This is a genomic window from Agrobacterium sp. InxBP2, assembly GCF_026191755.1.
Classification (GTDB): Bacteria; Pseudomonadota; Alphaproteobacteria; order Rhizobiales; family Rhizobiaceae; genus Agrobacterium; species Agrobacterium pusense.
This window is the reverse complement of record NZ_JAINDY010000028.1, coordinates 80475-100051: the sequence shown is the minus strand read 5'-3', so window position 1 is coordinate 100051 and position 19577 is coordinate 80475. Positions and strand designations below refer to the sequence as shown.

Here is a 19577-nt window from a genome sequence, read left to right as displayed (position 1 = left end):
GGCCGGGACGCACTGCGTTAGGATAGTCCGGTCTAGGTCGGACACCAAAACCTTGTCAGCTGGCAAGGTTTTTGCCACCGAAGTAATGCAATATTCGCGGTCGCTCGGTTCTCTGATGCTGTACACGGGACCTGACTACCGCCGCAGAACCTTGTCAGCTGACAAGGTTCTCGTCTAATCCGAGATGCACCGGTCCGTGAAAAAGTGGTACTTCGACAAGCCTGGAGCAGACTACCACTGCGAAACCTTGTCAGCCGGCAGCGCATTCTACTGAGGAAATGCGAAAAAATTCGCAGCCGCTCGGCTCTCTGACGGTGCACCACGGACACGACTTACGCCGTAAACCTTGTCAGCTGACAAGGTTTCCACCATCCGGGTTGAACTCGTTCGTGACCGCGCGGGACTTCGGTACTGCGCTTTACACTATAGTGCTGGCTCTGGAGGTTGCGGACGGTCCGCCAGGGGAGGAATGGTTGCTTTCAACGTTGCTACTCGGACCTATTCCCGGACAAGACCAGAGCTAATTTAAATTTCAAGGCAAGCGTCGGAACTGGCCATATAGCAAAGCCGCTTTTTGCGGAGGAGGAGAGGGGGCGGGGCTCGTTGCATCGGCAACAAGCATCCCCGTATTTAGTAAAGCGCGTCAAAGCACCACCCAGAAGATCGAGCTGCGCGATGGCCGCAGAATGGGCTTCAGTGTTGTTGAATTCTTCCGTTTCCGTCGCTTGCGAATAGGATGTTGGAGGTCTTCACGCCCGCAAGTGGGTCCTGTTCCGCGGCCGGCCATTGGCGATGAGCCTCACGTCGCCCGCGCCGCGTCGTGAGAACCTCCGGTGTAGTCTCCATGGAGAAACTCCTTGTCCCTCGTCCATGGAACGTCGATCACAATCAGGCGAGTGCAGGCAACGTGGGGGCAGAACACCGGTTACGGTAAATCTCGACGTGACCAAAGCCTGTCGAGCGTGTGGTCCGGCACTTCTACCCCATCGACGGGTTGCATTCCAGGATAGGCAATGCGGCAAGCCAATGCTTCTCCGAATTGTTTGAGGTCGATCGAAGCGTAGCCAAGTAGCAGAAACTCGCCAGTTCGCCGTCCGGCAGGGCGATTGCGATCGATCAAGCCTCGCAGAATTTGGAATGCGTTTGGCAGGCGATGAACTTCGTCACGGATGACCAGCTTGTTACAAAGGCTTGCAAGATAGAGTTCTAGTTCCGCCAGTTTGGCCCAATCCGCCTCCGACTCCAGGTCGAGATAAGTCGAGGGCCGGCTTTCGCCAATATTGCCTGCCGATGTCGCTTTACCGACCTGACGACGTCCCAACAGCGCCCCGCAGGGCTTTCGTTGACCATGTGTTGGAGTTCGGCTTCAATTCCTCGTTTAACCAGCCATGCGTTCATGGAGTTGTGTTCCGTGATTGCAAGGAGGAAAATCAATTATGTTAGGAGTCTGGTTGCCCGACCGCTTCTCCGCGTAGCATTGTTATAATAGCTCGAAGCCTGCTGCACCGATCGATGGCGCGACTGTTCCATTGCTTCGGGGAGGGGGATGCCGCGATTGGCGGCTTCCGTCAGATACCCTGACCGCAACCCGTGCGCCGAAAACTCCCCTGGCTCCAACCCTGCCATTTTGGCGCGCTGCTTGAGAATGGCATTGATCGACTGCGGGTCGAGCGCCCGCTTCGAAACTGTATTCCACCTGCCAATCCCCCGAAACACGCTGCCTTTTTCAATGCCTGCGACTGCCATCCAGGCATTAAGCGCCTCCACCGGCTGGCCCGTCAGGTAGACGATCTCATCTTGTTCGCCGGTGGTTGTTTTCGTCCGGCCGAGATGGATGGCGAGAGAGGGGAGGGGAGGGCTGTCGGGCACTTCGATCGGAGCCTCGACAGTCAGTTGCTCGACGTGCAATGAGGCAATCTCGCTGCGTCGGCGACCACCCGAGGCAAAGGCGACCATCAGTATCGCCCGATCGCGAACGTCGCGCAGGCTATCACTTGCGCACGTGGCTAGCAGCATTTGCAGGATGTCCCCTGTGACCGCTTTTGCGCTTTTTCGACGGCGCTTTCGGGGAACAGCACGAACTGCCAACCGGATCGCCTGTTTGAGGGCAGGGGAGGCGAAAGCGCCGTCAAGACCGCGCCATTTGGTGAGTGTCGACCAACTAGCCAGCCTGCGGCGCACCGTATCAGGCGCATGCGGGCCGATGGATTTCAGAAAACCCTGGCGCCTGAGATTCTCGTCGACATCGGCGGGCATGCCGTGGTTGGGGTCGCCTGCGCGCTTTTCCGGATCCCACAGATGATGGGCGACGAATTTGAGCAATAGGGCTTCAGGTGCCGGCCATGGTAGCGATTGTCCGGTCGAAGCCAGCCCCCAGGCCTCGAGATAAGTGAGATCGGATGTCAGTGCGCGCAGCGTATTGTCGCCCATGCCCTGGTTGACGAGGTGACGCAGCGTCTCGACGTCCTCATCGGTCAACAGTTCGGCGAGTTCGTCGCGGCGTTCCAGCGGCAACACCGATGCGATGGTGTCGAGTTCTTCGGCGCGGCGCTCGACGGCGGTCAGCGATGTTTTTGGCACGGGGTGCTCCAAAAGAATGCGCGTTCTGGCGGCCGTCAGGACCGGGATTTGCTACGATTTTCGGTGATTTGCGCCGCGAAATCAACTACCATCGATAAGAGGTACTTATCGATGGTTATGACCTCAACTCCCGAACATAGCATGTGAGGAACCTTAATATTCATATAGAGTTCCTTTTACAAATCATTTACCATAAATTCAATGTCTTACGATCTCGCCAGATTGCCCATCCAGAGCCTGCTGCGGCCGATCTCCGAGGCTGCTGTGGCTTTTGGCTCCCGATTTCAATTGAATCGCTAAGCGTGAAATTCTGCACTGAAATCTCCTCTTACGATTTCACTGCGGAGTAGGGGAGGGGCCAACTAAAGCCCTGATGCCTTAGTCAGATTCACGCGGAAGCGATCACGCCGGCGCTGATATCTGCGTGTCATCTCCGCTGAAGCATGACCGAGCTGTTTCTGCACGTAACGCTCGTCGACTTCAGCGGAGGAGGCCAAGCCCGCGCGAAGGGAATGTCCGGAGAATTTGATGGCGCGTTCGATCTCACTGAGATCACCGCGAACGCCTGCGGCCATTGCGGCCCTTTTCACAAGCCGAGCAACCTCCTTGTCGTTCAACCGCTCCGAGCCGATAGCTTTCCCTTGCCCGGTGACCCGGCGAAACAGAGGGCCATGAGCCAGCTTGGCGAACTTGATCCAGGTCTCGATTGCGGCGACCGGGCAGGTCGCATCGGCCGAGCCACGACCGACCTCCACCTCTCGCCATCCGGTTTTACCGCGCAGCGTAATAAGCATACCCTTGTCGAGGACCTCGATCCAACCGCGACCGTCCTCAGTCTGGTCGGCCTTCAGGTCGAGGCCGACGATCTCGGAGCGCCGAAGGCCGCCAGCAAAGCCGATGAGCAACATGGCCCGATCCCGCAGGCCGCGCAGAGAGCCGCGATCGAGCGTCTCGACCATGGCAATGATATCCTCAGCCATGACCGCTTCCTTCTGGACAGGTGGCTTGGCGTGGCTGTTGCGGATGCCGGCCATCACGGTGGCGATATGCCGGTCCTTGCGATCGAGCGAGAGGCCACGCTGGGCATAGTTCCAGGAGAGTGAGGAGAGGCGGCGTTCGATGGTCGAGACAGAGTTCGCTTTTGCACCCCGTTCAGCCGTGCCGGAAGCGCAGGCTGTGATGTAAAGTCCGACGGTTTGCGGATGCGGGGGCAGGGGGGCCAGATTGGAGCGCCTGCACCACGCCGAAAAATGCTTCCAGTCGGCCGCGTAGGCCTTGCGCGTGTTGGCGGAACTGGCCGCCTGGACATAGCCACGAGCGCGATCGGCGAGGCTGGCAAGATGAGCAGGTGTCTCGCCACCGCCGGCGAGAGAGGGGAGGGGGCTTGCGCCTGACACCTCCGGCGCGGAAACATCACGCCCAGCCGCCGTGCTGAGAGACGGCGCTGAGGTCTCCTCGACGTGATTTTTGGTGTTTTGCTCGATGATTTGGCTCATTTCTCTATAATGACGAATATGTCCGATAATGCAAGATTATCGGACGTAATATATAGCCGACATGCCGTGCGGTTAGTCGCGTAACGTCTGGCAAAAACCGCGCATGTGAATTATGCTCCGTTGCATGGATTCGCTCGCTCTTTCCACTCCAGCACCACTCCCCTGGTCACCCCGGCTGCCGGGCTGGGCGCGGCTGCGAAGCCACGACATCAACGAGTCCGACGCCGCCTTCGCCGCCGGTATCGCCTTGAAATCACTTGACGATTTGATCCGCGCGGATTCGCCGTGGCTCGACTGTTGGCGCGATCGCCTCGCTCTGAAATCTGCCGCCATTGCCGCCCGAATGCTTGGTCGCAGCGAGGAAGAAACCGCAATCCGCGACGCGGTTTTGCTGACGTCTTCTGGCGACGATCCCGGCCCGGCGGGAAAACTGTTTCTGGCCACACGAATGCTGGCGCGCCAATCTGGCATGGTCCCAACACCGTTCGTTAAGGAGCTTACCGCACTCCTTGGAATGAAGTGGGACGATAGGCTTGCCTCGATACCTGAGATGGTCGATTCTGCAAATCAATCCGGTCGAGCAGCACCCTTCGCGGTGGCGGACCTGATAACGGCGATCTCTGCCGTTCGCCCGGACACCGAGGTGCTGGCCCTTGGCCTCGCCGAGCTCGTGCTGGCGCACAGGCTGAACTGGCCGAAACCGGTGCCCCTACTGTCGCCTGAGCGCTTTGGCCCAGCCTTTCGCACCATCGGTGGCCGCGGTCGCGTGCGGCCGGGGGAACCGGCTTATCCGAAAGCGATCTCCCTGGCGCTGGTCAATGGCGTAGAGGCCGCACTCCGCTCTGCTGTTGAGATTGATCGCCGGGCCGCGCGGCTGTTGGCCGTGGCGCCCAAGGTCCGTACCAGGGGCGCGGAGCCGGTGATCCGCCGATTGCTGACCGAAGACGCCGTGCCGGCGTCCGCGCCCGGCAGCACCCTGTCGCGCTGGGCGGCCAACCGGCTGTTCGAACGTCTGGAAAGTTTCGAGGCGGTGCGCGAGCTCTCCGGCCGCTCAGCCTTCCGAATTTTTGGATTGTGATCATGGCCGGATCTCCTGCACTCAAACCATCTCGTCGAAAGGCGAACGCCGCAGACGAACTTCTTTATGATCGTGAACTGGATCAGTTCCCGGCGGAGATGCGCTGGCGGGAATGGATGATGCGGGTGGAGGCGGTGATCTTTGCTTCGGCCGAGCCCGTCAGCCGAGAAACGCTGGCGCGGGTGGTAGGAAAAGATTGCAGCATCGATCTGCTGATTGATGATCTCATCGAGGAGCTTCGGGATCGACCCTATGATTTGGTGTCGGTCGCCGGCGGCTGGCAGCATCGAACCCGACCGCGGTTCGCCGAGACAATCCGCGCTTCGTCGGCGCCGACGCGGGGAGGGGCTGCGGCGTTATCAGAATTCGAGGCGATGGTGCTGATGGCGGTCGGATATTTCCAGCCGGTCACGCGCAGCGAGCTGTCGAAGATTTTTGGCAGAGAGGTCAGCCGCGATACGATCGGTAATTTACGTGGTGCAGGTTTCATCGGCTCCGGGCCTCGTAGCCCTACACCGGGGGCGCCGTACACCTACGTAACGACGGCGCACTTCCTTTCGGCATTCGGAATGGAGACGTTGCGAGATCTTCCGGACGCCGAAGCATTAGGGGATGCCGGCCTGCTAAGCCTTCAGTCCGCTCAAGATGTGCTGCCGGACGGTCTGGAGCCCGATGAAGCATAGTTTGATGCTGGCCTGACATTTAGACAACTGCGTTTGACGGCGTGAGGTTAAGCCATATGGTGCCGTTGTCACGTTTAGGAGGATACATGAGTTTGGAAAAGGAACAGCTTTGGAAGCAGCAGGTGGACCTGCTTACCGACATCATGAACAAGTGGATTGCGCCATGTGTGACGCCGCTCACTGCGAGCAATGAGCATTCCGTTAATTACAAAGGCACCGGAACCTTCGTCTCACTCGATGACAAGATCTTCGTGCTGACTGCCCGACATGTCGCTGACGAACACGCGGATGATATACTGTTTCACGGCTCGGACCAGCCAGTCAAACTTCCAGATCAATACATCCGCGCGCCGGGCTCGTTGGATTCCGCCATCCTGCCCATTCCGGCGGAGTTGTGGCAGGGCATGGAACATGAGGCGCAAGCCATTCAGTTTGAATGGTTTGCCGGCAAGTTCGACCCATTCCCGCAAGAGGTGTACTTTTTTAGGGGTTACGCGGGGGAGAACGCCCAGTACGCTTTCGATATCAACCAAACCAGCGCCACGGGCTATTGCACGCAGATCAACGCCGATTTCACGGACGACACGCGGTTTTTCTATCTTCTCTGCAGGCCCTCTGAGATTGAGTTCACATCCGGAACCAGTGACGAGGCACAGGAAAACATGAAGAAGGAGAAGGCAAACGGCTTCAGCGGTTCCCTTGTTTGGGAAACGGGCCTTTCAAAAGCGATGGCAGAAAACCGCCAATGGAAGGCGGAGGATGCGAAGATCGTGGGACAGGTCGTCAACTGGGACCAGAACAACTACCAGCTCGTGGTGAGGCGGATAGAAGATGTAAACAAGTGGCTGCTTGAAGAGGTAAGGGGCAGGGCGGAAGCTTAGTATCGGCTATGGCAAAAGGCGAAGACACCGACGATCACCACTTCCTGCCGCAATTCTACCTGCGCCCGTGGCTGAGCGAGACGGACCTCAAGCTGGTCGAGTATGGCCGCGTGCCGCCGACCATGGAGATTCGCTGCCGTCGCTGGGTGACTACAAAAACCGGCTATGTCCCTAACCTCTACACGCTTCCCGGCGTGACCGAAGACACCAAGCAGAATGTCGAGAAGGTATTCAACCAGGAGATTGATACGTCAGCGGCGAAGGTGCGGGATAAGCTGCTTCAAGGCGTACATATCACTGAAGAAGAGCGGGCAGTCTGGGCGCGGTTCCTGCTCTGGCTCGGTATTCGGAATCCGACCGAGATGTCCTTGTTTAAGGATCGCATCTACAAGGACTTCATGAAGCCGGATGCCAAAACGGAAGCCATATGGGCTCGTATTCGGAAAGAGGGTATGCCTGAGACAGCCGCCGAGGCCTTGCTCCTGGCCAATCCGAGCGTTCGGGAGCTTGCGGCCATCCTCGTGCCCACCAAACTTGCCCAAAACCAGAACGTTATCCGCACCATGATGAATATGGATTGGATGGTTTACGACGCTCAAACCGCCAATCGTCGCTTTCTGACCTGTGATCGGCCGCTCATTATGACGTCGGGACTCGGCGGCCCGAACGGGCACATGGCTATTCCCATTAGTCCCAACAAGCTCTTCATTATAGCCAAGCCTGCGTTCAACGATGCCTTGCTCGACAACCAGCCTCCGGCTGTCGTGGCCGGCGTCAATCAGGTCATCATCGCTCAAGCTCGCGAGAAGGTTTACGGCGTGGATAAAACCTACCTCGATGAGGTCCGAGCCGGGATGAGCAGCGGGGACTATTTCTCGCTAGCGGCTGTGCCTGGCTAAACCACCAGATCTTCCACCCACGACAAACCCTTCTCTTGACGGACACGGCGGTAGTGCTCCAGCTCCTCGGTTACCTCGGGCTCCGAGCTGAAGTAGTCATGCATGATGTGGTTTGAGGTGTTCAACGTGGCGATGAAGGTATCAAGCGTAGCCGCAAGATCGTCGATGGTCGGCTTGTCAAATATTACCATATCCAGGCCGCCATCCCGCGGCCGGAAATGCCTGCTTGTCAAGGAGCGCAGGTTGTTGTGGCTGTCGTTGCACAGGCTGTTGTAGATCGAGCGGTACTCGTTCTCCATTCCCGCCTTCTGGAACTTCTCAAGGTTGGTGGGGATGCGTACCGTCTTCTTCAGCTGTTCCAGCTCGGTCTTGTGTTCTTCGAGCTTCGCCTGTGCCTCAGGGCTGTCCTTGAAATAGGCAAGGAAGGGATTTTCGCCGTTTACACCATCACTCGCGAGCTTGATCCACTCTTTATGGTAGGCGGAGAGCATGACCTTCAGATATTCGTCGTCGTTAGCGAGGTTAATCAGGTCAACGTGAGCTTCAAGCGCCGACCGGAGCAAAATGTCCATGCCAGTATAACCACCTGCCTCACGGATTTGCAGGGCGGCATTGGTTAGCTCGATGATCGTTGAATAGAGCGAAACCAGTGTGCGGTGAACCTCACTGCGCTTGTCAAACCGCAGCTCCGGCAGGTTCTTGACTGTCACGTGGTAAAGCTCGATCAAAAACTCGTACATTGTCTGTCCCCTAAATTATGTTGACGAGTATAGCTTTTCGACGCGTAACGTAATGGTGAACTTCTCGCGTGCCATTTTGCCCGTATTGCTGAACTGGCATGCGCTGTTGGGAAGAAATGGGGCCACGAATGCGGCGGACGGATTACCTGCCACCACACCATTGGCTATGAGTGGCGGGGCATAGGCCAGAAGGCCGTGAATAGAGAGGTCATCCCGCTGTGCGATAACCAACATCAGCATTCGCGCAACGCGATCCACCAGTTGGGCAAGCGGCGGGGTCTTGAGCCGCTCAACGACAGGCCCGTCACGATCTTTTGGAAATCTTTGAAGTACATTCTTGATGTGGTCGCGGCACCCGACCCAGATGCGAGCAGAGAGAAGGCTCGACTTGAGGCGGCGCGGCACGAGCTGCGTCAATCGACGTGCTGGGCGCTCACCGGGAGGTCGGGCGAAGGGAGATATTTTCGAAAGAAATCACGCCAAAAGCGGACAACCACTTCTAAAAGGTGCGCGGCAGGGAGCCACCGCTGATCTCCGACCTCTTCGCCTAGATCGATCACAAGATATCCCTTTCCATACGGTCCGACCCCAAATCCTCCCTCGCCGTAACCACTTACCAAAACTGTCGCAAAGCCAGTGTTTCTCGCGAAATGCTTCGAGCCGTTCGCCAACTCCTGAACCATTTGGAACCAGACGCAGTGTCGGTCGATCCACTCCAGGAACTGTTCCCGGTCTCTCTTCGAGATGCCCATAGCATCGCGCGCAGCCTTGTCTTTACTGAGCCAGTCTCCCCAAACCCACTCGTGAAGATGATAGGCGGTTATAGCGCAGTGCATTGCGCGTCTTGCCGAATGTGGCTCGGCAGCGAAGTCGTTAAAATCATCAACGAGCATGGAATAGAAATCTCTTGCGCTGAGGATATCGAACATCTTTAAAAACCATCCCCTAAGTCGAATTTGGTTAGAGCTCGCGATTCAGTCTTGGATGAAAATGTAGCGCCCGCTTAATTGCGCAATCGGTGGGAAACAGACATTCCAGAGAGATACTCGTGTCGCCCACTTGGCGACAATTAACCGAGGCGTTCACCGTCCAGCCATCGGATATGGTTGCCGAACGCTAGGTGCGAAGTCCGGGATGCCCGTGACATTGTTTGAATTTTCGGCCACTCCCACAAAAGCAGCGCGCGTTCCTCGGCGTATATTTCATTGCAAGCTGCATCGTCAGTCTGGCATTTTCCATCTGAAGCGCTTGGATACGCCGCGCGACGGCTCCGCTCACTTGGATGTCCCCGAATCCCGGGAGCCTGTCCATTGCCTTGTTATATTCTTTGGCGCTGTCGAAAAATGCCTGGATCAGCGGATCGCGTGCAAGAGCTTGCCGCTGATTATCGCGACGAATGCCTTCATTGTTGAAATCGTAAATCGCGGAGTCATCGCGCACAAACAATCGATGGGTGATATCGTTTGACGGAGAGGGTGTATTGTCGATCCATGCACCTTCCGGGTTTTCGTATACTGCGTGGTGCTCCGCTTCTATGTAAACGCCTGGCCATTCCCAGACTGCCCAACCAAACACTATGCGGCCACCTTCAAATTCGACTTTCCGCGCGACGTTCGGAAAGCACTCCTGAGGCAGAGATTGAGGATCCGGTGTTATCTCCAAAAGGCGAGGTCTAGCTTCGGGTGCGACCCGGCGGCAGAAATCTTGAACACGCCGGTCATCGGCAGAAGGCGTTCGTGTCAGCAAAAGATCAATCCCGCAGCGTGTAGACGTCGAGGTGATGTCTGAATCGAAGTAATACGTTGAAACCTGTTGAGAGCACAGCCATCTCGATTGAACGACTCCAGAAGTCAACTCTACGATGCAACATGACGTGAACTCTTCGCAAGCGGCGAGGTACGCCGTTCTAGCGATGCATCAGTTCTGGAGACAAGTGGGAAAATGGAAACGCGTGACGTTGGTGGGATGGGTGAAGGTCATTTCTTCGGCTGGTGCCAGCCGGAGGGGTTCCGAGCGCAGAAATCACTCGTTGATCGTCTTGGATGGGATTTTCTTCTGGAACGCGAGCCCGTCCGCTCGGCCGCCACGCCGCTCGATCAGCAGAACGATCTGCCGAAGTTCCTCGTGCAGGTCAAATCTACGGATCGCCCGGCAGAGCCACCCCGCATCAAGCTCTCAGCTCTTAAGCATCTCGTTGACGCTGATTTGCCCGCCGCCATTGCTGTCCTCGAATACGGCAATGGAGCGCGTTCGCCGACCCGCGCTATGATCGTCCCAATTGATGGGGAGATCATTTACAAGACACTACGCCGGGTTAGGAGGGAGGAAGCCAGCGGTAACCGCAAGCTACATCGAGTGACGGTGCGGATTCCGACGGACCGGGGTATCGAGCTTGGTCGAGATGGTGAAGGACTGTCGAAAGCTCTCGATGGAATTCTTGGAGGGCCATTTTCCACTTATCTCGAAACCAAGATGCATCAGCGCCGGACATGTGGTTTTGATGACGGTTCGATAACTGGACACTTTTTCATCCCAGGCGAAGACGCGAGAGAGAAGGTCCATAGCCTTTTTCTCGGAAAGCGCCAGGAGATCGACGTAGTGGATCTGACCGTGGAGCGCCGACGGTTCGGCATCCGCCTAGAAAACGATACGGATTTCTTCCGCGAAGCCCTCTTTGAGTTTCGAGCGCCATCTCTCATGTCAGTATCGATCGAGATCGAAGATGTGGAAGATGGAAGCTGGGCGAGATTTGCAGCTGACATGTATGCCGTGCCACCTTTCGTGGAAGGAAGTCAAAGTGCTCCAACCCGCTTCGCGAATTCGTTCTTCGAGGTCACGCTCGATTTCGAAAAGGAATGGGCGGGTATTGTTTTTGACTACGAGGGATCCCGGACTGTCGATTTGGACGAAGCGGTCACTATCATTGAGGTGGGCGCCATATTAGCCAAGTCCAAGAGAAGAGTGAAAATCGACTTTGGCAATGGAGTGGTTGAGTTGCCGGCAGCCGAGGGCGAGGAGGGGCCGTTCAGCAACTGGATACCCGTCGCTCCAATGCTACGGCGAATGGCGACAGCGATTGAAAGGTATGCGGGCCGAAAGCAACGAAAGGTCTTGCTTTCAGAGTTTTACGATTGGGTTGAGCATCATCAGGAATTGCTTGCGCTCGGCTTTCTGCCGGGAGTGAATCTATTTGTTCCGACATGGGAGGGGGATGGGGTCGTTGATGAGCAGGACATGGTTCTTGCACCGCTATCTCTTGAATTAGCGGGCGCTCAATACACCGCGCTCATCGAACTTCCTGTCGAATCACAGAGACGCGAAGAAGGCGAAATCAAGATTGTTGGCGGCCAACCGCGTGTTGTCGATGATATTGCTCGCGCGCCAGGCGCTAGGACAAAGGACTTCATAAATCGTACTGTCGAACGCTCAAAGAGAGAACGTAAATCCAAGGGCCCCGCACTCGTACTCGGTCCGTTCGAAAGCTGGAAGGTGGGATAGTAGATTGCGGGTCGTTCCTTCCGCCCTAAGGCGCACGCGGGCTTGCCTTTAGGTGAGATAAATGGAGCGTCATCGATCTTTGGCGCTCGAGTTGCTCCTTGGACGGCGGCACCTGGCAGCTTTCTCGTTGCTCCGTGAGTGAGTGAATCTACTAAATAAGCAACTGGTTCATTTGCATTTTCTGCGGCTCACGACGCGAGAACAGCTGCTTGTAGCCCGGGAGACAGGTGCAGTATTCGGCATTTTCGATTCCTATGATACCGACCACATGGGAAGTGCTTTCTGGAGGAATGCGCATTCGACCATCTCGCAGTGCCCGGAAAACGGCCTCCCTATGACCCTCCTCCCCAAGGCTCTCGGCAATTATCGGATGAAGAACGAGATCGAGCGACCATGCAGGTTCGACGCCCATGATTGCATTGGCGCGGTTCCGGCCGCGTTTCTCGTCTATTACCGGATAGAGGCTCCTCATGCTGGCAAGTGCGATCGTCGCCGCCTCTCCGTCATCGAGTGTGGGCGATATTGAAGTGAGCTCGAAGAACATCTCAAATTCCTGATCCGTCAGATCAAGCAATGAGACGTGTCCAGCTGCTGAAAGCGCCCCCAGGAAAGCCTCCTCGCCGTTGCGACGGCTCGTCTCGTTTTCAAGCTCGCCAGCTACGATGTTCGCGACGATGATCGGATTGGGAATCGAGGTGAGGATATCGACCCCGCACCTGCTGGCATGCAGGTTGATCAGCACGCTGGTATCGAGAACCAAAGGGACGGTATCGTCACTCAGGGAATTTGAGTAGGTCATCCGTCTCTTTTTCCTCAAGCTCGATCTCGTCGACGATCTCGCGCAACTGCAGCCTGGTGATTTTCAGGAGTTCGGCGAGCTGCCCCTCTGACATCAGCTCGCGCTTCCAAGCAGCATGTGCCATCAAACTCATTCGTTGCGAAACCAACCGATCTGCATCAGCCTTCCCAGCGTCGCGCCGGTCTCCGGCGCTCCCAAGAACCTCTCGCGCCTGCTCGTCCGTGATGCCTCCGTTATCTTCAAACCATGACCACGTTCCCTTCTTCACAAGCCCCAGTTCTTCCAAACGCAGAACACAGGCCTGGCGGGAAATCCCATATTGGTCAGCAAGGAGAATGACGAGGCGCCGCGTCGTCTTTCCAGTAATCTCCTTCAGTTCTCGAAAGCTCTCGCCAAAGCTTTCAGCCGGCGTGACAAATGCGCGGCCGAAGGCATTTGCGTAGCGCTCGTCCCGCGAAAGGAATTTCTCATCCTCTTCGAGGACTTCAGGTATTTGCCGCGTTCCATAGAAGTGCCCGGTCTCGTGTGCCGCAGTCTGGACCCTGCGAGGTAGCGGATGGTTTGCGTTCAGAAGAATGCAAGCGCCCACGTTGTCATCGTAAGTGAACAAGCCCGCGACCCTTGACTTTGAAGAAAGGCGTCGTTGGTAAAGGCGAATTCCGAGTCCCCGCTCCACGATCGAAAAGATATCGGCGACGGGACCTGATCCCAACCCGAGCCAATCACGAAGCTCCTTCGCATGGGATTCACCCAACGCGACTGCGTCACCCTCGTTTATGCCTCGCTCAGGAGGATAGTTACGGCGGCGCTGTATGCCGAGAATGTTTTCGAGCTCCACGTCCGCTTTGATCAAGTCATTGAGCAGCCGTACTGCCTCCAACGTATGGTCGTCTTCCGTCTCTCGGAGCTTGCGAAACCGCGGCATCAGATCGGTATGGACGGCCTCGCGTCGCAACAGTGCATTTACCGACACGCCATAGTGGCGAGCCAAAGTCTGGATCTCCTGGATGCGAACACGTCTTACACCCTTCTCGATGGAGACTAGCGTCGGTCGCGAGACGTCGATGAACTGCGCAGCATCATCTTGGCGAATATCGGCGTTCTCGCGTGCAATCCGAAGACGGCGGCCAATTTCCTGCGCGCTCAGCTCATTCAGAGCAGTCATAGCGGCCTCCGTCCATCCAGTTTTTCAAGAAGCTTTTGTCACCTTGCGCGGACAAGAAGGTCCGCCATTCGTGGGCATGCGTCATTAACATTATTCTCAAGTTTCGAAGAGTTTGCTCATAGGCCTCACCAGTCGCGGCGGCAATCTGTGAAGCGAATGGCCTTAACTTTGCATCCGGCAATTCGGACATCGTGGCAAGATGGTCGAGATGGCGAGCCCCCACGCTTCCGTATTCAACCATGATGTTACGATCAGCGTCGTCAGTGATGCTCGCGAGCGCTGAATCGACTTCTGCAGCTGATAGATCCGAGACAACATAGGCGTCGGCCGGCTCTACGATTTCCGCTGCGTGAAGGCTCATTCGGCGCAAGAGGCAAGCAGCACAGAGACCGCATTGCCGCCGGTGCTCGGCATTGACGATTCTGCGCGTCTGCCAGCACGAACGGGTATTGATCAAATGCTGTTGTTTCTTACCTGGCAGCCCCAGGAACGCCTTCATCGTCTCACCTTTGGTTGACCATAGGCGTGGCTGTTCAAACTTTATGCTGCAGTCGAGCAATGCGCGCGTGAACCGTTCCATCTTTCTGAAGAACGCCGGGAAATTTCGGTAATCAGTGTAGATACTATAGAGGGGTACGAGTACCGGCCCGAGTGCGCCTTGCCCGCTTTCTGGGACGATAATTCTGCTTATGTTGGAAAGATGCGAGGCAATCGTCGCCATTGCCGCGAACTGGAAACCACGAGATCGGAAGCTACTTTCCTTGCCCTTGAAGCCCTTCACCCGGAACGGAATTAGAGTGAAGTGGCTGTCGCCCTCCATCCGGCGCTGCCTGGTGCTGGCTACGCGGATACACAACGCTTCGGAGGGCGGGCCGCTCAGCGCGGACACTGCACGCGAATCCAATCCGTTGCTATATGCGATCGCGAAGGTCTTCGGTTGCTCAAACATAAGCGGAACCTGCCGCCAACCTATTGGAGACGCCTCGGCGGCTTTGACAAAAGTAAAACGCCAGCTGTCGCCGGTCAGAAAATTCATGGCGCTTCGCAGTGACGACTGCACCTCAGGCCTCGACCAGCATGCGTGGTCGATGACGGGGATCGTAAGATGAAGATTGCGCAGCCATGATGCCGGTCGCCTCCACCGGCGGTCGGCGAACTCGATCGCGGCCGCCAAAACCATCAGGTCATAGTGTTTCGCCGCAAATCCCTTTACGTCAAAGGTATCAAGAATATCCGGGACGAACTGTATATGCTTGCCGATCTCGGCAACGGTAGCTTTATCCAATTCCGGACGTTGAGCGCCCCGGCCTCTTTCAACAGCGAAAAGGTGTTTTTCGTGATGGACCTCAGTGGGCGCTTCAGTCTTCATCTGGTCCATCGTTCACATCCGTTCGCGCGGTCCGGCGGAACGCGTTCTTGTTGCCGTTCTCGAGAGCAGCACAAATGCTGCCGATATCGATATTCGCGAAGGTTTCTCGGTTTCGCTGAACGCCTTTTGCAAAATCCGATTGGCTCATATCTCTAACGTCTCTGGCCCGAAGACATTCTTCGTGGATACGATTTCTGGCGTTTTCGAGAAGCTCGCTGACAGCGCTTCCGAGAGCCGCGTCGAGCGATTTTCTTTCCGACATCCCTTCGCGAAGATTGCAAAGTAGATTGCGCTCGAGCGAGTCGCCGAAAGGCGAGCGCTCATTGTTGTCGAAGATAGCTTCCGTCGCTGCTATGGAATCCAGATCCATCTGGTCACGCGATGCACGGGAATCCAGTTCACGATAGAGCCGATCGAATTCCTTCATATCGATGGCGCCGAGCACGCTGTGACAAGCCTGCTTGGTGCGCTCGTCTGGCGAGGCCGCGTCATTGACGAGGTCCCGTCCATACTGCTTCCATTTATTGCTCAATGCAGAATTCCGGAAAGGTCCGTCGGTCATCGTCGCCTCCAATGTCTGCATCATCGTTTCGAAATCTGACAATGTCAATAAATTAAGAAAAAAATCTGACAATGGAAAGTGAAGGCCATCAATCATATCGCGCTGAAGCCGCAGGGCACAGGTCAATCCGATAATGCATGTACCGTCGAGCAGCCGAAATGAAATCTCGAACTCTGCTCAAATGCAGCGGGATACGGAATTTCTGTCGGCCCACTGGCCGTTCAGATCGGTGCCGCTAGAATGGGATGTCTTCATCGAGGCTTCGTGAAAAATCGCCGCCTGCGAATCCGATCGTCGTGACGCTTATCTCGCCTTCGATGATTGCAAATGGAGATCCGCTTCCGACTATGTGGTGACGGCGAGCGAGACGCTGAGCCGTCTCTGTGAACGGGCTCTGGCCCTCGTTCCCCGATGCAATCATAAGTCCTGCTTCGGTGTAGTAGGAAATCAGGCGGTCCAGCGTGCTGTGGGTTAGCTTGAAGCAGCCAGTCGTATCGACAGGAGCTAACTCCCCCGCGATTGCGGAGGCGATCTTGATGCATGAGTCGTCGTGATCAATAGAGAAATAGAATTCGCCGTTCCAGTCGTTCGTTGAGACATCAAGGTTCGAGAAGAAAAATGGGAAGAAGGATATCCACGATCCTTGGACCTTTGCGGAGCTGCCCCGCTTGCTGTTATTCTTCGACGTTAGCGGCAAAAGTGCCAGGGTAGTGAGTTCGACAGCATCGGGGAGCTTCGGAAGTGGAATTTCTACGCTCAGATTACCCAACGCTGCACGAAATTTCTCATTTTCCTTTCGAACCTCGTTTAGTTCCTCAAGCGTATTAATACTTGTGACAGCGTCGCCCCTGATCCAGCCCACGCGTGGCTTGGTCGCCTTGGCGTGATCAAGGGCCTCACGGACGGCCAGCTTGAGGTCGCCGAATGTCGTCCAGGTCTTCCGGAGCCGCTTATGCTCAGCCTCTTTAATAAAGCCAGCCAGGGACTTCCGGCCAGCGTCAGTTGACTCTAGCTTCTCTGAAGGGATCTTGCCCGGCTCTCCGTGGAGCATCACTAAAACGGGAACACCTTTCTCGACGGCGTACCGAAATTCCTTGTGGGTATAGCTCATCCCGTCCTCAGCGGGGCTACCATAACGTCCTGCGATGAGGAGAACGTAGTAGTCGCACTTGTCGATAAGTGACTTAATGAACTCGAACTGATCTTCGTCCGCGGCCGGGAATGACTCCATCTGCACGGGAAAATCTCCCATGCTTATAATCGCATCTTGGACCGCTCGGCGCTCCTCCCGGAGATCTTGAAATGTTGAACTAATGAATACCTGATACCGCTTGTCGTGCACGCTGCGTTCCTTTGAATCCGGCAGCACGGAGATTAGTTGTGTCGTAAAAAAAGGTCCACAACTGAGGGAAGATATCCGCAATGTAAGTTAAGCCAGAGCTCTGTAGTCGCATTTTCGCCCGCCAGGCTGGATTTTACAGGAATGGTTTCAGCATTATCCGCCGAACTTTGTCTTCATCGCGTACGTGTAGTCGAGAACTTGTATACTATTCGGCTTTTGCGCGTGCGTTGCCACGGATCAGCTTGCGAACTGGACGCGAGTGGATAGCTGTATCTGTCGTTGCCAGTTTTGATTGTAAAATGAGCGCGATCTAAGCCAGCCTACGAGATTTGAGAGCCTTCGCATCGCCTTACGAAGAAAGATATTAGCCGTGACGTCGAATGAACCGTTCGAAACTCTGAAATCTCGCGTTGGCAAGAGCCTCGTAGGATTGTCGAAAGAATTCCCACACGATCAGCACAGCTATGAGATCCCGAGTTCCAGACCAGATAAACGGGACTTCCCTGTGCCGGAACTCGTCCTGTTCATGATGCGGAATGTCATGGACTGGGGGTGGTCAGGGAGCGGAGAAAAGGTGCGTTGGACAGTCTATGGGAGCTTTAAAGGCTTTCCGGTTTTGTTCGAGCATCGCAAGTTTGGCTTCGCAATCGGTATGAAAGGCGGCGATGCGAAGGACCGGCAGAGGCTCATCAACCAGCTCAAGACGGCGCTAAAGCACGTTGAGACTTTCCTCGCTCCGATCGCGAAACATCAGGTGGCGCTCGGTCAGGCATTAATCGCAAACCGATACAGCGAATTCGAGAACCGCTACAGGTTTTTCCGAGATAAAGCCGACAGGGCTTACGCCAAGGCGAACCGAAAGCCGAGACAAAGCAGAGCCAAAAAGGCTGAAAAGCAGAACGCTGGGTCACCTATGGATATAGCGTCATCTTTGGTGAGCGACATGATGTCCGGATTCGGGAAGATGATGGAGGCGAAACACGAAGGCTTTTATTATTCGACAGCAATGGTCGATGCCTACTTCAGTCTATTGGAGCATCGACTCGTTCTGCTGCGAGCATTTAGCGGCAAGGTGCTCAACCAGGGTGAGCTGTTGGAATTTCTCGGCGGAAAATGGGACGTAAAACTCAGTCAAATCGTGACGGATGCTTCGCTTTCTGCTGGTCCCTTAGGCAAGATGCGCGACATCAAGGAGAGGATCCGCAACCCGTTTGCACATGGCGGTTTCGAGAATGACGGTGGATCCATCTTCTTTCACCTGCCGCACGTCGGCGCGATACCGACGAATTTCAGCCGTTTCGGTAACAGTGTTCGCTTCTCCTTCATCCCGATTGAGCAGGAAGATCACGCTGAGGTTTGCGCAATCTTCGACAGCTTGGATGAACTTCTAACGACTGGTCCTCTCGAAGGCCCTCATCGGCTGATGGATGCTGGCGTCGACCCTTCATATGACGAGGAACATATAAAAAGATACCATACTGCTGTCAGCGGAACCGAGGAGGACATGGAGGATTTCCTTGAGCGGTGGAGCCGCGAGTTCATGATGCATGCGAACATGGACTACTGACCCTGCCGGTCTGCAGGAGGATACCCTGCACGACCGGTTCGCCGGATTTCGAGACGATCGAGGAGCCATAGGGCTCGCGCGAAGAAATGATCAGCGCATCGTCGGCCAGGGGCCGGGCGAGATCCTTGGCCTCATCCCACGGCGCCCGCAGCCAGATCTCGGTTTCCTCTTTTGTCATGAGCAGGACCGGCATCGCCTTCTCATGGATCGGCTTCACCAGCCCGTTCGGGTCCCTTGTCAGAAAACCGTAGAGGTCGTCAGTTGTCAGCCCGTCCTTGACCTTGCGGACACTTGGCCAGCCGGGGACATGGATGCCGGCAAAGAACATCAGGGATTTCTGCTCGTCCCGCGCAAACCAGGCGTTCGGCACGTTGCCGCCGGGCTCTTGGGCTCCAGGATCAGGCTCGGCAAAGCTTGTGACCGGTACGATGCAGCGATGTTCGACGCCAAACCAGCACTTCCAGTGGGGAAGGGTCGGCTTTCGGATGTTGGTGACGCCTCGATCCGGTTCCATGCGCACCAGCTCGTCCATATCCACGGGCTGTCCTTTTGCCTTCAGCTTCTCGGCGCGGGCCTTGGCGGCCATTGCGGATGATTGGCCCGGACTGATCCGGGTTCATCTGATAGGCGGGCATGAGTTTGATCAGGCTTTCTGCATCCTGAGCCCATTTCGAAACCCAGTCCTTGTCTTCCATCCGATAAAGATTGCACATCGCGGGCTATCCACTCCGACCAGATCGAATAGCGGATAATCTAACGTCGGCTATTGGTTGGCCCTGCTCGAGAAGTGCCAGCCTGAAGACGTCGGCATTGTCCTGCCTGAGTGCCAACCTGCATAGGTGGCGTGCTGAATTATCCCCTCTTCACCCCAGGGCCTGAGTTTCATCATCACGTTGCCGACTAGATGTACGAAGAACG

The 19577-nt window shown here is 56.1% G+C and carries 18 protein-coding genes and 1 pseudogene; 6 read left to right on the top strand and 13 right to left on the bottom strand.

The annotated features are described in order from the left end of the window. Positions 1-925: 925 nt before the first annotated feature. From K7A42_RS11865 to K7A42_RS11855, 3 genes are all read right to left on the bottom strand, one after another. On the bottom strand, positions 926-1321 hold the full coding sequence (locus tag K7A42_RS11865) for an AAA family ATPase (protein ID WP_223215462.1): 396 nt from the start codon (positions 1319-1321) through the stop codon (positions 926-928). A 113-nt stretch (positions 1322-1434) separates the two neighbouring features. Then, complete coding sequence (locus K7A42_RS11860) at positions 1435-2580, bottom strand: tyrosine-type recombinase/integrase (RefSeq protein WP_034499261.1); 1146 nt, start codon at positions 2578-2580, stop codon at positions 1435-1437. A 362-nt stretch (positions 2581-2942) separates the two neighbouring features. After that, positions 2943-4076, bottom strand: a complete 1134-nt coding sequence (locus K7A42_RS11855; protein WP_282455237.1) for a site-specific integrase — start codon at positions 4074-4076, stop codon at positions 2943-2945. A gap of 124 nt (positions 4077-4200) precedes the next feature. Between K7A42_RS11855 and K7A42_RS11850 the strand changes: the two genes are divergently transcribed. The 4 genes from K7A42_RS11850 (at position 4201) to K7A42_RS11835 (ending at position 7617) form a co-directional block, all read left to right on the top strand. Further along, on the top strand, positions 4201-5154 hold the full coding sequence (locus tag K7A42_RS11850; RefSeq protein ID WP_282455236.1) for a DUF1403 family protein: 954 nt from the start codon (positions 4201-4203) through the stop codon (positions 5152-5154). A 2-nt stretch (positions 5155-5156) separates the two neighbouring features. Then, on the top strand, positions 5157-5837 hold the full coding sequence (scpB, locus tag K7A42_RS11845; RefSeq protein WP_282455235.1) for an SMC-Scp complex subunit ScpB: 681 nt from the start codon (positions 5157-5159) through the stop codon (positions 5835-5837). Between the two features lie 86 nt (positions 5838-5923). Beyond that, positions 5924-6718 carry a hypothetical protein gene (locus K7A42_RS11840; protein ID WP_282455234.1) on the top strand — a complete coding sequence of 265 codons (795 nt, stop codon included), beginning with the start codon at positions 5924-5926 and terminating at the stop codon, positions 6716-6718. An 8-nt stretch (positions 6719-6726) separates the two neighbouring features. After that, positions 6727-7617, top strand: coding sequence for a DUF4238 domain-containing protein (locus tag K7A42_RS11835; RefSeq protein WP_282455233.1), 891 nt, complete (start codon positions 6727-6729; stop codon positions 7615-7617). Here K7A42_RS11835 and K7A42_RS11830 read toward each other — a convergent pair. From K7A42_RS11830 to K7A42_RS11815, 4 genes are all read right to left on the bottom strand, one after another. Further along, positions 7614-8357, bottom strand: coding sequence for a DUF5677 domain-containing protein (locus K7A42_RS11830; RefSeq protein WP_282455232.1), 744 nt, complete (start codon positions 8355-8357; stop codon positions 7614-7616). The genes K7A42_RS11835 and K7A42_RS11830 overlap by 4 nt on opposite strands. A 15-nt stretch (positions 8358-8372) precedes the next feature. Continuing rightward, the gene (locus tag K7A42_RS11825; RefSeq protein ID WP_282455231.1) at positions 8373-8774 is read right to left on the bottom strand and encodes a hypothetical protein; all 402 of its coding nucleotides are present in this window, start codon (positions 8772-8774) and stop codon (positions 8373-8375) included. After that, positions 8771-9286, bottom strand: coding sequence for a hypothetical protein (locus K7A42_RS11820; protein WP_282455230.1), 516 nt, complete (start codon positions 9284-9286; stop codon positions 8771-8773). The genes K7A42_RS11825 and K7A42_RS11820 overlap by 4 nt, the downstream gene beginning before the upstream one ends. A gap of 187 nt (positions 9287-9473) precedes the next feature. After that, positions 9474-10103, bottom strand: coding sequence for an SEC-C domain-containing protein (locus K7A42_RS11815; RefSeq protein ID WP_282455229.1), 630 nt, complete (start codon positions 10101-10103; stop codon positions 9474-9476). A 195-nt stretch (positions 10104-10298) separates the two neighbouring features. Between K7A42_RS11815 and K7A42_RS11810 the strand changes: the two genes are divergently transcribed. Continuing rightward, complete coding sequence (locus K7A42_RS11810) at positions 10299-11855, top strand: hypothetical protein (protein ID WP_282455228.1); 1557 nt, start codon at positions 10299-10301, stop codon at positions 11853-11855. A 151-nt stretch (positions 11856-12006) separates the two neighbouring features. Here the strand turns inward: K7A42_RS11810 and K7A42_RS11805 are convergent, their stop codons facing one another. The 5 genes from K7A42_RS11805 to K7A42_RS11785 all read right to left on the bottom strand — a co-directional run bounded on the left by K7A42_RS11805 (position 12007) and on the right by K7A42_RS11785 (position 17092). Continuing rightward, positions 12007-12654, bottom strand: a complete 648-nt coding sequence (locus K7A42_RS11805) for a DNA-binding protein (protein WP_282455227.1) — start codon at positions 12652-12654, stop codon at positions 12007-12009. Further along, complete coding sequence (locus tag K7A42_RS11800; RefSeq protein ID WP_282455226.1) at positions 12629-13819, bottom strand: XRE family transcriptional regulator; 1191 nt, start codon at positions 13817-13819, stop codon at positions 12629-12631. The genes K7A42_RS11805 and K7A42_RS11800 overlap by 26 nt, the downstream gene beginning before the upstream one ends. Beyond that, positions 13803-15197 carry a 7-cyano-7-deazaguanine synthase gene (locus K7A42_RS11795; protein WP_282455225.1) on the bottom strand — a complete coding sequence of 465 codons (1395 nt, stop codon included), beginning with the start codon at positions 15195-15197 and terminating at the stop codon, positions 13803-13805. Before K7A42_RS11795 ends, K7A42_RS11800 begins: the two co-directional genes overlap by 17 nt. Then, positions 15178-15846: a hypothetical protein gene (locus K7A42_RS11790; RefSeq protein ID WP_282455224.1), complete on the bottom strand. Its 669-nt coding sequence runs from the start codon at positions 15844-15846 to the stop codon at positions 15178-15180. Before K7A42_RS11790 ends, K7A42_RS11795 begins: the two co-directional genes overlap by 20 nt. A gap of 139 nt (positions 15847-15985) precedes the next feature. Further along, the gene (locus tag K7A42_RS11785; RefSeq protein ID WP_282455223.1) at positions 15986-17092 is read right to left on the bottom strand and encodes a DUF4062 domain-containing protein; all 1107 of its coding nucleotides are present in this window, start codon (positions 17090-17092) and stop codon (positions 15986-15988) included. A gap of 370 nt (positions 17093-17462) precedes the next feature. Between K7A42_RS11785 and K7A42_RS11780 the strand changes: the two genes are divergently transcribed. Further along, positions 17463-18659 (top strand): hypothetical protein, encoded by a 1197-nt coding sequence (locus K7A42_RS11780; protein WP_282455222.1) that lies wholly within the window; start codon positions 17463-17465, stop codon positions 18657-18659. Here K7A42_RS11780 and K7A42_RS11775 read toward each other — a convergent pair. Further along, positions 18631-19372, bottom strand: a pseudogene (locus tag K7A42_RS11775) (SOS response-associated peptidase family protein). The gene K7A42_RS11780 and the pseudogene K7A42_RS11775 sit on opposite strands and share 29 nt — an antisense overlap. Positions 19373-19577: the final 205 nt, after the last annotated feature.

What these genes read in the sequence shown, in the direction of transcription:
- K7A42_RS11855 (WP_282455237.1), bottom strand. Translation starts at nt 4,076, where the DNA reads ATGAGCCAAATCATCGAGCAAAACACCAAAAATCACGTCGAGGAGACC.
- K7A42_RS11850 (WP_282455236.1), top strand. Translation starts at nt 4,201, where the DNA reads ATGGATTCGCTCGCTCTTTCCACTCCAGCACCACTCCCCTGGTCACCC.
- scpB (WP_282455235.1), top strand. Translation starts at nt 5,157, where the DNA reads ATGGCCGGATCTCCTGCACTCAAACCATCTCGTCGAAAGGCGAACGCC.
- K7A42_RS11840 (WP_282455234.1), top strand. Translation starts at nt 5,924, where the DNA reads ATGAGTTTGGAAAAGGAACAGCTTTGGAAGCAGCAGGTGGACCTGCTT.
- K7A42_RS11835 (WP_282455233.1), top strand. Translation starts at nt 6,727, where the DNA reads ATGGCAAAAGGCGAAGACACCGACGATCACCACTTCCTGCCGCAATTC.
- K7A42_RS11830 (WP_282455232.1), bottom strand. Translation starts at nt 8,357, where the DNA reads ATGTACGAGTTTTTGATCGAGCTTTACCACGTGACAGTCAAGAACCTG.
- K7A42_RS11820 (WP_282455230.1), bottom strand. Translation starts at nt 9,286, where the DNA reads ATGTTCGATATCCTCAGCGCAAGAGATTTCTATTCCATGCTCGTTGAT.
- K7A42_RS11810 (WP_282455228.1), top strand. Translation starts at nt 10,299, where the DNA reads ATGGAAACGCGTGACGTTGGTGGGATGGGTGAAGGTCATTTCTTCGGC.
- K7A42_RS11805 (WP_282455227.1), bottom strand. Translation starts at nt 12,654, where the DNA reads ATGACCTACTCAAATTCCCTGAGTGACGATACCGTCCCTTTGGTTCTC.
- K7A42_RS11800 (WP_282455226.1), bottom strand. Translation starts at nt 13,819, where the DNA reads ATGACTGCTCTGAATGAGCTGAGCGCGCAGGAAATTGGCCGCCGTCTT.
- K7A42_RS11795 (WP_282455225.1), bottom strand. Translation starts at nt 15,197, where the DNA reads ATGGACCAGATGAAGACTGAAGCGCCCACTGAGGTCCATCACGAAAAA.
- K7A42_RS11790 (WP_282455224.1), bottom strand. Translation starts at nt 15,846, where the DNA reads ATGATTGATGGCCTTCACTTTCCATTGTCAGATTTTTTTCTTAATTTA.